Here is a 13503-nt window from a genome sequence, read left to right on the forward strand (position 1 = left end):
TCGAGTTCTATCCGTCAGCTTTTTGGAAGCAGTACGCTAAGGAAAACGAGATGACTAAGCGCCAGATTTTGTGGGGCGTCGAGGTGTTGGACTCCGAGCGACAAGACAAGACAACTTTAAGGTCTCATAAGGTTCAGCTCACAGAACTTCCCGAACTGACCGCTAAGGAGTTGATGGATATCAGGCAGCGCCTGAAGATGTCCAGGGCCATTTTTGCCATGTACCTGCGAACGAACGCTAGGACGCTTGAAGGCTGGGAGCAAGGGCGTTCCAGGCCGAACGCACAGGCGGTCACCTTAATAAGGCTCGTGCAGAAGCATCCAGAGACGGTTTTGCACCTTGCGGCGCTGTCGTGACTTTCACTCTTTCCCTTTTCATCTTATTGGTCTTGTTGCGGCACGGATTTCAGCTGTCTCTGCGACTAGGACCTTTCTATCTCAGATCGAATTTAACTCCGAATGACAAATTCAATCCTTGAACAGGTCCGCGCCCGGATACGGGTGGAAGGAATAGACCTCGTTGAAGCTGCTGTATCCATTGGAATTGGTGCGTCAGCGCTTATTCGTCATCTCAATGGTGAGTATGTGCGCAGCGATTCCCTCGCCAAATATCGTTTATGGCTAGATGGGAATGAAAAAAAGTCGCGTCCTACTGCATCGTCTACAGGGGATCTATTTAAATCCGAGTTAGATGATTCTGCTCAGATTACAGCGGAGTTGCATTCCAATCTTCTGCCGAAACGACCGCGTAATGTAGTGGATTTGTTCTGCGGCTGTGGCGGAATGTCTCTTGGCTTTGATCGTTTCAATGGTGGAGGGGTTTTTCGGATTGCAATGGCTCTTGACATTGAAGATCCCATGGTGCGTGTCTTCAATGACAATCATCCATCTCCATCTGGCGAAATACCTATAGCACGGCAGGCGGACATTTCGGATTTCATGAGTGAGAGTGAAATCCGAGCCTATTATCTTGATCATTTTGCTCGGTCTACTGGAGACAATTCTCTCAGATCCAAGCTGGCTGACATCGGATATGGAGGTGTTCCGATGCTGCGCAAGCATCTACGTGAGATCGATCGCGTTTTCTTGGAATCCTTATCTCAATTACGGCGAGATCAAGGCTATACGGAAGCTCTGAAGAAGATGGGAGGGGGCGTTCTCGGACAGACCTCTATAACGGGCTTCCACAATGCGACAAAGTTACCTATGTCGGGGACTAGTTATCCCAAGGTGGGGCCCTTGATTTGGCACATGGATGGTGAGGTCAGCGATGAAAGCGTCAGCGTTGCACCTGTAATTGATGAAAAGCTCCTGCGTGCTTGCAAATCGCGCGCACGCAAGCTTTGGGATGCGGAGGTAGGAAAGCTGAATACGCGGGGCGAGGGCTCGGGTCGCGGTCAGCTGGCATCAGCTGCTGAACGGATTCAACGCTTCGAACAGTTTCTGGAGTGCGCGCCAATGCATCGAGTCCGACGCCTTTGGATTGACTGGCGTGCTGAGAGAGAAGCAATACGTACTACGTTCTTCGATGATGCGACGATAGAGAAGTGCCTGCGCGATCTCTATGCGGATGGCTACCAAGTGTCGGTTTTGCTCGGTGGGCCGCCCTGCCAAGGATTCAGTCGTATCGGCCGCGGAAAGATTCGAAGCCTGCGCGAGCAGAGCGTTCATGTGCATGAGGATGAAGATTCTGTTGATAGCCGCAATCAACTGATGCACCAGTATGTCTTGTTCGTCGCTGCTCTTGCCCCAGAAATTTTTCTTTTTGAAAATGTCAGACATTTCCAGGCGGTAGTAAAGTCTGATGGAGTCGAGTTTGATGCGGCAGATATCCTAGCGGAAGCGATTGAAGCAGTCTCTGAGCAAGGTCTGGGCTATAAAGTGTCTCGGCGCATTGTTGTGGCTTCTCAGCATGCTGTACCTCAGAGCCGAGAAAGATTCGTAATGGCGGGGGTCCGCAAGGATGCAAGCGAACTGCTTGCAGATGTTGATGCCGCCGAGTGGTGTCTGGCGTTGCCGCGTCGTGCTGCTGTTCCCCTCCAGACCGCACTTGAAGATCTCCCCGCCCCCGAATTTGATAGCCAAAGCAAAAAAACTGTGAAGCGATCGATCGCAGGAAAAAAAGACTCCTTAGAATATCGCGAAATTTCTGCAGATGACATTTTTAGACGATGGGTTTTTTGCGGAGAGGCGATTGATGCTCACATCGCCCGTCCCCCTCGAGCAGACGACGCTGCCTTCTTTTCGCTGATGGGGCCTGGCAAGCGATGGATGGACTATCGATGTGATGACGTGCCGACCTTAGGGCGATTGTCTGCGGTGATCAATGGATTGAAGGATGCATTTGCGACCTCTCCGGAATTAGCCAAGAAGCTTGGTCTTCCCGCCGATGAAGTCACCCAGTTAGCTGGGATGATGAATGGCTCCTTGAGTCTTCGGCTTTTGCTTGAAGGTATTCGCCCGCAGCCTGGAGAGCTGCAACACCATCTGCTTGCAGAAAACTATCTTCGCAAGCGTGATGGCGCTCACGGTGACTGGCTTTCCCGAATGGACGCGACTTACCCGTCCAAGACAATTGTTAGTCACATGGCTAAGGATACGTACGCCTATGTACATCCTTTCCTACCGCGGACACTTTCGGTGCGTGAAGCCGCCCGCGTGCAGTCATTCCCCGACGATTATCGTTTTGGTGCGGTAGGGTTGGTTGACGGTTTTAAAGTGGTCGGCAATGCTGTCCCACCTCTCTTGAGCCTTCAATTTGCAGAGAGAGTTTCTGCAGTTCTTTTTCGTGTGGATGAGGCCTCAGAGTCAAGAAAAGAAGCCCTATCGACTCGCGTCGAAACTACCGAGCCTAAGCGGGATTTAGTCATGTTGTGAGAAAAATGGGTGTCGAAAATCTTAGCGAAATTCGCAGTGTTAACATGGCGCGGATTCGCGGGGAAAATACCCGCCCAGAAATTCTTCTTCGCACGGAATTGTGGAGGAGAGGGCTGCGATACCAGCTCAATCGGAGAATCGAGGGGTTACGCCCGGATATCGTTTTTGGGGTACGGCGTATAGCCGTGTTTGTCGATGGTTGCTTTTGGCACGGGTGTCCTGATCACTACGTGCGGCCGAGATCCCGCGGCGATTTTTGGGCTGCCAAGCTGGCAAGCAACACGGCACGAGACAGGCGTCAAACTCGACAGTTGATCGCCAACGGATGGATTGTTCTCCGGATCTGGGAGCATGAGATCCGCACCGACCTAGACGGGGCAGCGAGCAGAGTGGCTGACGCCGTCATAAATGGCTGCCGAGTACTGTTAGCACATCAAGTAGTCGTCCAAGTGGAGGAAAGCACAGCGGACCCTGGGCGTGAAACTTGGTTTCTGGAGGACCTTCTAGACCCGGGTCGATCTCAGGTTGAGATACGAGAGCGAAGGCCAATTCGTTTGCTAGCTCGAAAAAGTCAAGATGCTATTGAGGGTAGCTGAGATCGCTTGAGAGGCCGGAGACCGGATCACAGGGTTGCTCGATACGAGTTTTTCGATATCGGTGGCTACAAGATGAATGCAGCCACTGTCGTTCGGTACTTCATATGACTTTGTCCAAGACTCTGCCATCCATGCTGCTCTCGGAACAAAAATGAATGCATTGCGCACAGCAAAGCGGCTTAGATAGGCATTGACTTGGTAAAGATCTTCGCGATTCACACCATGTGCCCTGCCAGTGGCGCTTACGCGTTTCCACTTGGCATCAGCTATAGCCAAGGGTGCATCTGGATGCCCTATGGTGTAGTCCGGCCTTAACCGCACCACGCCACTGCCATCAAGTGGGTCGGCAAGAAGAAATCGAGGTGCACTGCGATGACTGACGGAAATGCCTGAGCCTTGAAGCGCTGTGGTAAGTACGTTGCGCATCACCCTCTCAAATAGATGCTGTAGCGGAAATAACATCGAGAAGGCTTCACTTGCACCCGAGAAAGTTGGATCGGGAGAGCTTCCTGCGAGTAGTAGTTGCGCTAAGCTGATAGGGCGAGTCCAAAGGGACTCAGAGCGTGACAACTGCAGTCGATTCAGTTTATCCAAAGTTAGCGGATGGGTTTCCACGCCGCTGAACTCATGAAGAAGAGATGCGAACTGCTGTCTATTTTTTGCACTCCGAGCAAGTCGATGTAAAAGCACCGCGATGCCTTTAATGCATCGAGCTAGTTCGTTGTCTGTATGTAGCGGTGAGTGTCGTACAGGCAGTAGCACTCGCTCGCCAGGGAGCCTCAGAGACAGTCGTGAGAAGTCAATCCGCCCTCGAAGCGTTGGAAGTTCCTCGCGTTTCTCCTCGTAGCGGCGCGAAACCCCTTTGCGCAAGGCTTCGGCCATGTCTTCGGCAGTCTGCGAGATGAGAGCTTCAAGCGGGTCTTGTGTAGAAGACCTGACATTAGCTGCACTGGCATATGGCTGGCTGAGATATCCCGCGGCCCGGAGCATGTTTAAGAGAAAGTCTTGATCTCGGTGAATCTCTGCCGTGTCTGATTTCGGAAGAATATTTAACCGAAGCCGCCCGATTTGGATGCATCCAACTACTTCGGCTGCGTGCAATCTTCCTCTCTTTACGCGGAAACAGGGCGCCGAATTTTTTTCGGTAGCCCTCATTAATCGATTGGAAAAAGCGCGCTGATCCATTCCTTCGGGGAAAGGAACGGGCATACCTTCCCATGTCGTCAATGTAGGCAACCGGCTCTCCTTCTTCTTGAGGTCATTGACCAGCGGAGATGGCGATCATAAAGGCCTGGAAACGGCCTCCATCCCACTCTTCTCTTGATGGATTCCACCATTGAGCAAGGTTACCAGCTCTGGCATCTGGAAGGTCGTATTCGTCTGACAATCGAGCAGTGAACTGTGGGTCTGCTTCTGGTGGCGCAAACAGGGATTCGGGGCCTGCGGCGGTTCGCGTCTGACCAATGATTGCGCTGACCTTCCCCCAATCTTCGTGAAAATACTCTGCCATAGTAGGAACTATGTTTACACGAAGAACATGTGCTAATGCGCGAAGCTGACCATCGGGTAGCGCTGTCCAGTTGCCTGCGTCTTTGACCAAATTAAGGCGATCCTCCATAAAGAAAGAATGACCAAATTCATGTCCACTGCCAAGAAGGCGATGTACGCGTGAATTGATCCGGTCGAGTAGGGCTCGAATGTTCACTCCGGCATATGCTTCGGGGAGTAGGCTTGAATCTGCCGGAATTAACTCAAAGTCGAATCGCCTTCGTATTGCAAAATCCAATGCAGTCAGGGAGCGATCTACTGTGTTCATCGTACCAATCACTGAAACACTCGATGGTACGGTGAAGAGAGCCTTTGAGTAGGGCAACATGATTCGCTTCTCTTCTGGCATCCCCTCGCGTTTATCTGCTTCAAGTAACGTGAGTAACTCTCCAAAAACACGTGAAGGCTCGGCGCGATTAATTTCGTCGATTACGATTGCGACAGATTTTCTGCCATCTGGAACATGTTCTTGTGTCGTAAGGAAACGCCTGACAACTGAGCCTATGTGAGATGCATTGCTTAGGTCAGAGCTGGAGAACATTCCAGTTCGCGCTGCAACGATCTTACGGATCGTTGATCCTGTACGTGTTGTTTGACCTTCTTGTCCGGTCGCTGCTGGAACATCTTCGTCTGCAGGGTCTATTCCATAATCGGCAAGTTCAAGCATCGCCTTGCCAGGAATTGAGAAAATTCTCGGCGAAAATCCGCGTTCGAGGATTCGATTCACTACAAAGCGAGGAACATATTTGTTTATCGTGGTTGCAACTTCGTCGGATCTGTTCGGCGTCACTTGGACAATCCATCCGCCCGCGTCCTTGTCTACAACAATGCCAGCGGGGCGCTGAGATGCATCTACTAGCTGTTCTCCAATCTGTAGGTCAGAGTCAAAGCGAGCACGAAGGCATAGTGCTTTAAATGGGCCGTCAACTACACGGTAAGTAAGTTGTCCTGCCTCATCAACCACAGGCCTATAACCTTCGATAAAATCCTCGTACGAGTAGCTCGGATGAAATGTCACCCAAAGAATTCTTCCTTCTGCAACGAGGGCTGCTTGAATTCTTCGAAGTTCGGTGTCGGGATTGGCTGAAGAAATTGCGGTCGCAAATAGCTGAGGCTCGATAGCTTTGACCGCCTCCCTTCCCGCGTGCCAGGTCTTACCTGTCCCGGGCGGTCCATAGAGGATTTTCATCGTCGGCCCAGGCATTTTTTTCTTTTCTCCGTGATTTTTGGGGGGATGTTTTCGGTCCGCGCTGACGCTGTGCATCAGAAGTGCATTGGAAGTTGCGACGGCGCACTTGAATATATCCGGAAATTTGCGTTTGGAAACCCTTGTGTCTTAGGGCATGCTCGAGGTCATACTAACCAAGCCGCATGAGCGCTCACCAATGCATTGATGTGGGTGAGTTCCCGCCGAACGTGGTCTTTGCCCGCTGCATGTCTGCCTCGCAAACACTCGAACCTTGATTCGTGTGTGGTGAATTGCGGAGGCTGCGAACCTATCGCGCTGGGCAAGGCGCGTCCCAATTTGACCGGCACCGAGCGCGAGAAGATGCTCGTGTCAGTGGGGGGGGTGCAAGTATGGTGTCGGCGCGCATGCTTGAAGCGGCATCGATTGTTTCGCACTCAGCGTGCATGACGCCGGGAGCTCTAAATTCTTCTGCTCTTCGACGGCGGCCGTGTTGACTAAAAACAAAAAAGCCCCCGACTCTTGCGAATCAGGGGCTTTTTATTTGGTGCCGGAGAGATGAATCGAACACCCGACCTTCTCATTACGAATGAGCTGCTCTACCGACTGAGCTACACCGGCGAAGCCTCAGATTATAGCCAAGAAATCAAGGCTTCTCGGCGTGGTACTGCGTCAAACGCTCGACTTCGTGACGCGAACCCAACATCACGCTCACGCGCTCGTGCAGTTTGGTGGGCTTCAGGTCGAGGATGCGCTGCTTGCCGTTGGTGGCGGCGCCGCCGGCCTGCTCGACGAGCCAGCTCATGGGGTTGGCCTCGTACATCAGGCGCAGCTTGCCGGCCTTTTCGGGCTCGCGCTTGTCCCACGGGTACATGAACACGCCGCCGCGCATCAGGATGCGGTGCACGTCGGCCACCATGCTGGCAATCCAGCGCATGTTGAAGTCCTTGCCGCGCGGGCCTTCCTTGCCGGCCAGGCATTCGTCGATGTAGCGCTTCACGGGCTCGTCCCAGTGGCGCATGTTGCTCATGTTGATGGCAAATTCCTTGGTGTCGGCCGGAATCTGGATGTCTTCCTGCGTGAGCACGAAGCTGCCTTGCTCGCGGTCGAGCGTGAACATGGCCACGCCGTTGCCCACGGTGAGCACGAGGGTGGTCTGCGGGCCGTAGATGCAGTAGCCGGCAGCCACCTGCTGGGTGCCGGGCTGCAGAAAGTCGGCTTCCTGCACGCCGGGGGTGTCGTCGGGCTTCTTCAGCACGCTGAAGATGGTGCCGATGCTCACGTTGACGTCGATGTTGCTGCTGCCGTCGAGCGGGTCGAACATCAGGAGGTATTCGCCCTGCGGGTAGCGGTTGGGCACCACGTGGATGGTTTCCATCTCTTCGCTGGCCATGGCCGCGAGGTGGCCGCCCCATTCGTTGGCCTCAATGAGCACTTCGTTGGCGATGATGTCCAGCTTCTTCTGGATTTCACCCTGCACGTTCTCGCTCTCGGCCGTGCCGAGCACGCCACCCAGCGCGCCCTTGTTGACGGCCTGGCTGATGCTCTTGCAGGCACGGGCGACCACTTCGAGCAACAGGCGCAGCTGGCCGGGAATGAGGCCGTCGGCGCGTTGCTGCTCGACGAGGTAGCGGGTGAAGGAGATTTTTTGTTGAGCCATGGATCTTGTGGGGTTCAGTGGGTTCAGTTTCCGGCGAGGGCGCGGGTGACGACCTCATGCGTGTCTTTGCTCAGGTCGGGCTTGGCGGCCACGCGGGCAATCGCTTCGCGTGCGGCGCTGCGGTACGGCTCGGCCAGCTTGCTCCAGCGGTCGAGCGCACGCGCCAGGCGGGCGGCCACTTGCGGGTTGATGGCGTCGAGCTCGATCACGCGCTCGCTCCAGAACACGTAGCCGGCGGCGTCGGCGCGGTGGAAGGCGCCGGGGTTGCCGCTGCAGTAGCTGAAGATCACGCTGCGCGCGCGGTTGGGGTTCTTCAGCGAGAAGTCGGGGTGCTTCATGAGCTGCTTCACCAGCGGCAGGATGTCGCCGCCGCGGTCGCTGGCGCCGGCCTGCAGCGAGAACCACTTGTCGATGACCAGCGCCTCGTCCTTGAACATGGCGTGGAAGCGCGCGAGCGCCTGCGCCGCCAGGGTGTGGCCCGACGACACGAGGGCGTTGAGCGCGTTGAAGCGGTCGGTCATGTTGCCCGCATCCTTGAAGCGCTGCAGGGTCTTGCCGGGCCACACGGTGTCGCCCGAGGCGCGCGCCGCCAGGCACAGGAAGTTGAGCGCCATGCCGGCCAGCGCGCGGCGGCCCGACGAGGTCGGGTCGGGCGTGTAGGCGCCGGTGTCCTTGTTGTCTTCGTAGGCCTGTTCCCAGTCGGCGAAGAGGGCGGTGGCGAGCTGGGCGCGCATGGCTTCGCGCACGAGGTGCACGCGCTGCGGATCGACCACGTCGAGCTGCTCGGCGATGTAGGTTTCCGACGGCAGCGTGAGCACCAGTTCCTTGAAGGCGGCGTCGAGCTGCGGGTGGCGCAGCACGCCGCGCATGGCGTCGAGGTAGGCGTCGTTGAGCACCGGGGTGGTGTCGGTGGCGTGCGCGGCAATGGCTTGCAGCGCGGCGCGCAGGCCCAGGCGCTGGCCGGCTTCCCAGCGGTTGAACGGGTCGGGGTCGTTGGCCAGCAGGGTGAGCAGCTGGGCGTCGGTGTACGCAAAGTCGAGGATCACCGGCGCGCTGAAGCCGCGCAAGATGGACGGCACGGGCTCGGCGTCCAGGCCCACGAAGGTGATCTGCTCGCCGGCGCGCGACAGCACGATGGTGCGGGTGCCGCGTGCCACGTCGCTTTCGCCCTCGAGCTGCATGGGCAACTCGCGGCCGGTGGCGGCGTCGAGCAGGCCGATGTTCAGTGGGATGACGAAGGGTTCCTTGGTCTGCTGGCCCGGCGTGGGCGGGCAGCTTTGCACCACGCTCAGGGTGTAGCTGCGGTTCTGCGCGTCGTACACGCCGTGCGCGGCCAGGCGGGGCGTGCCGGCCTGGCTGTACCAGCGCTTGAACTGGGGCAGCAGGCGGGCCAGTTCGGAGTCGGGGTTGGCGTCGGCAATGGCCTGGGCGAAGTCGTCGCAGGTCACGGCCTGGCCGTCGTGGCGCTCGAAGTACAGGGTGATGCCCTTTTCGAAGCCCTTGCGGCCGACCAGCGTCTGCATCATGCGAACGACCTCGGCACCCTTTTCGTAGATGGTGACGGTGTAGAAGTTGCTGATCTCGATGTAGCTGTCGGGCCGCACCGGGTGGGCCATGGGGCCGGCGTCTTCGGGGAATTGGGCGGTGCGCAGCACGCGCACGTCCTCGATGCGCTTCACGGCGCGGGCCGAGGCGTCGGCGCACAGGTCCTGGCTGAACTCCTGGTCGCGGAAGACGGTGAGGCCTTCCTTCAGCGACAGCTGGAACCAGTCGCGGCAGGTCACGCGGTCGCCGCTCCAGTTGTGGAAGTACTCGTGGCCGACCACGCTTTCGATGTTGCTGTAGTCGGCGTCGGTGGCGGTGGCCTGGTTGGCCAGAACGTACTTCGTGTTGAAGATGTTCAGGCCCTTGTTCTCCATGGCGCCCATGTTGAAGTCGCTGGTGGCCACGATCATGAAGCGGTCGAGGTCGAGCGGCAGGCCGAAGCGGGCCTCGTCCCACAGCACGGAGTTGACCAGCGAGTTCATGGCGTGCTCGGTCTTGTCGAGGTCGCCGGCGCGCACGTACACCTGCAGCAGATGTTCCTTGCCGCTGCGCGCGGTGATGCGCTGCTCGCGCGCCACGAGCTTGCCCGCTACCAGGGCGAACAGGTAGCTGGGTTTCTTGAAGGGGTCGACCCACTTGGCGAAGTGGCGGCCCTCGGGCAGCTCGCCCTGGTCGACGAGGTTGCCGTTCGACAGCAGCACCGGGTAGGCGGCCTTGCTGGCGCGCAGCGTGACGGTGTACATCGCCATCACGTCGGGACGGTCGAGGAAGTAGGTGATGCGGCGAAAGCCCTCGGCCTCGCACTGCGTGAAGAAGGTGTCTTCGCTCACGAACAGACCCATCAGCTTGGTGTTCTTGATGGGGCAGCAGGTGGTGAAGATTTCGAGCTCGAAGGCGTCGGGCAAACCGTCGATGACGAGCTGGTCGCCTTCCATGCGGAACGAGGCGCCCTGGCCGTTCACGAGCACGCGCGCCAGGTTGAGCTCGTCGCCGTCCAGGCGCAGCGGCTGGGCCGGCACCTCGGGGTTGCGGCGCAGCTGCATGCGGTTGAGCACGCGGGTCTTGGCGGGGTCGAGGTCGAAGGTCAGGTCGACGGTGTCGATCCAGAACGCCGGCGCGGCATAGTCTTCGCGGCGGATGGCAATGGGTTGCCCTTGGGCGTCACGCTGAAGCAGCATCGAGGGTCTCCAGAAAATTCGAATGGGCCAGTTCGTTGTAGTCGCGAACGGCGGCGATCACGTGGGGGCCGGCCAGCTCGGCGGCCGTATGGGTGCTGCACACGGCCACGGCGCGCATGCCGCCGCGGCGGGCCGCTTCGATGCCGAAGGGCGCGTCTTCGAAGACGATGCAGCGCTCGGGCGCCACGCCGATGCGGCGCGCGGCTTCCAGGAAGATCGCGGGCGTGGGCTTGCCCGAAAAGCCTTCGTCGCCGCCGACGATGGCCAGCGGCAGCGGGTCCATCTTCAGGCGAGACATGGCGAACGCGATGTTGTGCCTGTCGCCGGCCGTGCCCACCGCCACCTTCAGGCCGCGTGCCACCGCGGCCTTGGCGAAGGCGGTGAAGCCCGCCACTTCGGTGAAGTTGTCGTGGAAGAGTTCGCGGTAGATCTCTTCCTTCTCGTGCACCATGGCCTGGCACTCGGCATCGGAGAGCTCGCGTTCGAACAGCTCGCGCATGCTCTCGGCGCCGGTGCGGCCCGTGGTGCGCGCGAGGATCTCGCTCACGTCGAGCTGCACGCCGTGGCGCTGCGCGAAGGTCACCCACGAGCGCGCATGCCAGGGCATGGAGTCGATCATGGTGCCGTCCATGTCGAAGATCAGGGCTTCGACCCTGCCGGTGTTCAGGCTCATCGGTCAGACGCCTTGCTTGAGCGAGGCTTCGATGAACACGTCGAGGTCGCCGTCGAGCACCTTCTGCGTGGCCGAGACTTCGACGTTGGTGCGCAGGTCCTTGATGCGGCTGTTGTCCAGCACGTAGCTGCGGATCTGGTGGCCCCAGCCCACATCGGTCTTGCTGTCCTCGAGCTTTTGCTGCTCTTCCTGGCGCTTGCGCATCTCGTGGTCGTACAGGCGTGAGCGCAGGCGCTTCCACGCCACGTCGCGGTTGCTGTGCTGGCTGCGGCCGTCCTGGCACTGCACGACGATGCCGGTCGGGATGTGCGTCAGGCGCACGGCCGAGTCGGTCTTGTTGATGTGCTGGCCGCCGGCGCCCGAGGCGCGGAAGGTGTCGGTGCGCACGTCCGAAGGGTTGATCTCGATCTCGATCGAGTCGTCGATCTCGGGGTACACGAAGATCGAGGCGAAGCTGGTGTGGCGCCCGCCCGACGAGTCGAACGGCGACTTGCGCACCAGGCGGTGCACGCCGGTCTCGGTGCGCAGCAGCCCGAAGGCGTAGTCGCCCTCGACCTTGATGGTCGCGCCCTTGATGCCGGCGGTGTCGCCGGGCGTTTCGTCTTCGATCTGCGTCTTGAAGCCCTTGCGTTCGGCGTACTTCAGGTACTGGCGCAGCAGCATGCTGGCCCAGTCGCAGGCCTCGGTGCCACCGGCGCCGGCCTGGATGTCGACGAAGGCGTTCAGCGGGTCGGCCGGGTTGTTGAACATCCGGCGGAACTCGAGCTGCTTGATGTCGGCTTCGAGCGTGGCGGCGTCATCGGCAATGGCCTGCAGGCCGTCGAGGTCGCCGTCTTCCTTCGACATTTCGAAGAGTTCGGTGTTGTCCGACAGCCCGTTGGTGAGCCGGTCGAGCGTGACGACCACGTCGTCGAGCGACTTCTTTTCCTTGCCCAGTTCCTGGGCCTTCTTGGGGTCGTTCCAGACGTTCGGGTCTTCGAGCGATGCGTTGACTGTCCTCAGTCGTTCAGCTTTGGCATCGTAGTCAAAGATACCTCCGTAAATCGACCGTACGGACGCTCAGGTCCGCGAGCATTGCGCCGATTTGGTTGATCTGTTCTGCGTCCATGGGGTGTCCTGACTGTGTGAGGTTGGTGTTCGGGGGAACCCGTCATTTTCTCACGCTCGGACCACCCGCCCCGCAGAGTCCCTGTATTGCTCCTTCCCCCTCTGGGGGAAGGCCGGGATGGGGCCGGGCAGGGCGCCCCTTGCGAGCGCCGCTTGCCCCCACCCCAACCCTCCCCCGGGAGGGGAGGGAGAAAGTCCCGGGATCAGAACGCGGGGATGAGCGACCCCTTGAACTGCGTCTCGATGAAGCTGCGCACCTCCGGCGACTGGTAGGCCGCCACGAGGCGCTTGGCCCAGGGCTTGTCCTTGTCGGCGCGGCGCACGGCGATCAGGTTGGCGTAGGGGCTCTGGGCCGATTCCTTGATGACGGCGTCCTTGCCGAAGGACAGGCCGGCCTTCTCGGCGTAGTCGTTGTTGATGGCCGAAATGGCCAGGTCGTCGAGCGAGCGCGGCAGCTGGGCGGCGTCCAGCGACACCAGCTTGAGCTTCTTGGGGTTGGTCACCACGTCCAGCGGCGTGGCGTTGTTGTTCTTCACGGCCTCGGGCTTGAGGGTGATGAGCTTGGCCTGTTGCAGCAGCAGCAGGGCGCGGTTGCCGTTCGAGGGGTCGTTCTGGATGCCGACCGAGGCGCCGTCGGCCAGCTGGTCGATCGACTTGATCTTGCGCGAGTAGAAGCCCAGCGGCGCGGTGATGGTCAGGCCCACGGGCACGAGGTCGAAGCCGCGCGCCTTGATCTGGTTGTCCAGGAAGGGCTGGTGCTGGAAGGCGTTGGCGTCCAGGTCGCCGGCGGCCAGCGCCGCGTTGGGCAGCTGGTAGTCGTTGAACACCACGACCTGGACGGTCAGGCCGTCCTTGGCCGCGACCTTCTTGACCACCTCGAACACCTGCTCGGCGCTGCCGACGGAAATGCCGACCTTGACGGTGTTCTTGTTGTCCTGCGCGACGGCAGCGCTGCCGGCGAAAAGGGCGGTGACGAGCGTGGCGAGGGTGGCGAGCGTGAGGCCGCGGCGGCGGAAAGTGGAATGCATGGTGGCGCGAAATCGAAGAAATGAAGGCGCCGAATGTGGCATTGCCGCCGCGGATCGGGAACGAACCAATCCTCATATCGATATGGCGTCCACTCGCCTCATGTGG

10 protein-coding genes and 1 tRNA gene are annotated in these 13503 nt (G+C 59.0%); 3 read left to right on the forward strand and 8 right to left on the reverse strand.

The window, feature by feature from the left end; all coding sequences use genetic code 11:
• Positions 1–50: 50 nt before the first annotated feature.
• From AC07OH_RS26705 to AC07OH_RS26715, 3 genes are all read left to right on the forward strand, one after another.
• Complete coding sequence (locus AC07OH_RS26705) at positions 51–356, forward strand: helix-turn-helix domain-containing protein (protein WP_495302714.1); 306 nt, start codon at positions 51–53, stop codon at positions 354–356.
• 102 nt (positions 357–458) lie between these two features.
• Positions 459–2876, forward strand: coding sequence for a DNA cytosine methyltransferase (locus tag AC07OH_RS26710; protein ID WP_495302715.1), 2418 nt, complete (start codon positions 459–461; stop codon positions 2874–2876).
• A gap of 5 nt (positions 2877–2881) precedes the next feature.
• The gene (locus tag AC07OH_RS26715; protein ID WP_495302716.1) at positions 2882–3472 is read left to right on the forward strand and encodes a very short patch repair endonuclease; all 591 of its coding nucleotides are present in this window, start codon (positions 2882–2884) and stop codon (positions 3470–3472) included.
• Here AC07OH_RS26715 and AC07OH_RS26720 read toward each other — a convergent pair.
• From AC07OH_RS26720 to AC07OH_RS26755, 8 genes are all read right to left on the reverse strand, one after another.
• On the reverse strand, positions 3434–4708 hold the full coding sequence (locus AC07OH_RS26720) for an McrC family protein (protein WP_495302717.1): 1275 nt from the start codon (positions 4706–4708) through the stop codon (positions 3434–3436). The genes AC07OH_RS26715 and AC07OH_RS26720 overlap by 39 nt on opposite strands.
• Before the next feature lie 22 nt (positions 4709–4730).
• Positions 4731–6284, reverse strand: a complete 1554-nt coding sequence (locus AC07OH_RS26725; protein WP_495302718.1) for an McrB family protein — start codon at positions 6282–6284, stop codon at positions 4731–4733.
• 467 nt (positions 6285–6751) lie between these two features.
• Positions 6752–6827: transfer RNA gene (locus AC07OH_RS26730), tRNA-Thr, on the reverse strand.
• Between the two features lie 25 nt (positions 6828–6852).
• Positions 6853–7866, reverse strand: coding sequence for a class 1 fructose-bisphosphatase (locus tag AC07OH_RS26735; RefSeq protein ID WP_056571748.1), 1014 nt, complete (start codon positions 7864–7866; stop codon positions 6853–6855).
• 23 nt (positions 7867–7889) lie between these two features.
• Positions 7890–10589: an aminopeptidase N gene (pepN, locus tag AC07OH_RS26740; RefSeq protein ID WP_495302719.1), complete on the reverse strand. Its 2700-nt coding sequence runs from the start codon at positions 10587–10589 to the stop codon at positions 7890–7892.
• Positions 10573–11262, reverse strand: coding sequence for an HAD family hydrolase (locus tag AC07OH_RS26745; RefSeq protein WP_495302720.1), 690 nt, complete (start codon positions 11260–11262; stop codon positions 10573–10575). Before AC07OH_RS26745 ends, pepN begins: the two co-directional genes overlap by 17 nt.
• Positions 11263–11265: 3 nt before the next feature.
• A protein-coding gene (gene prfB, locus AC07OH_RS26750; protein ID WP_095950518.1) for a peptide chain release factor 2 occupies positions 11266–12370 on the reverse strand; the annotation gives its coding sequence in 2 pieces (ribosomal slippage) (positions 11266–12288 and positions 12290–12370; 1104 coding nt in all).
• Positions 12371–12572: 202 nt separating this feature from the next.
• Positions 12573–13397 carry a MetQ/NlpA family ABC transporter substrate-binding protein gene (locus AC07OH_RS26755; protein ID WP_307637742.1) on the reverse strand — a complete coding sequence of 275 codons (825 nt, stop codon included), beginning with the start codon at positions 13395–13397 and terminating at the stop codon, positions 12573–12575.
• Positions 13398–13503 lie beyond the last annotated feature (106 nt).

Source organism: Variovorax sp. GW821-FHT10C12, from assembly GCF_059415405.1.

Excerpts from the sequence above, each read along its gene's own strand:
- AC07OH_RS26705 (WP_495302714.1), top strand. The coding sequence starts at position 51 with ATGACTAAGCGCCAGATTTTGTGGGGCGTCGAGGTGTTGGACTCCGAG.
- AC07OH_RS26715 (WP_495302716.1), top strand. The coding sequence starts at position 2,882 with ATGGGTGTCGAAAATCTTAGCGAAATTCGCAGTGTTAACATGGCGCGG.
- AC07OH_RS26735 (WP_056571748.1), bottom strand. The coding sequence starts at position 7,866 with ATGGCTCAACAAAAAATCTCCTTCACCCGCTACCTCGTCGAGCAGCAA.
- AC07OH_RS26745 (WP_495302720.1), bottom strand. The coding sequence starts at position 11,262 with ATGAGCCTGAACACCGGCAGGGTCGAAGCCCTGATCTTCGACATGGAC.
- AC07OH_RS26725 (WP_495302718.1), bottom strand. The coding sequence starts at position 6,284 with ATGCACAGCGTCAGCGCGGACCGAAAACATCCCCCCAAAAATCACGGA.
- AC07OH_RS26710 (WP_495302715.1), top strand. The coding sequence starts at position 459 with ATGACAAATTCAATCCTTGAACAGGTCCGCGCCCGGATACGGGTGGAA.
- AC07OH_RS26755 (WP_307637742.1), bottom strand. The coding sequence starts at position 13,397 with ATGCATTCCACTTTCCGCCGCCGCGGCCTCACGCTCGCCACCCTCGCC.
- pepN (WP_495302719.1), bottom strand. The coding sequence starts at position 10,589 with ATGCTGCTTCAGCGTGACGCCCAAGGGCAACCCATTGCCATCCGCCGC.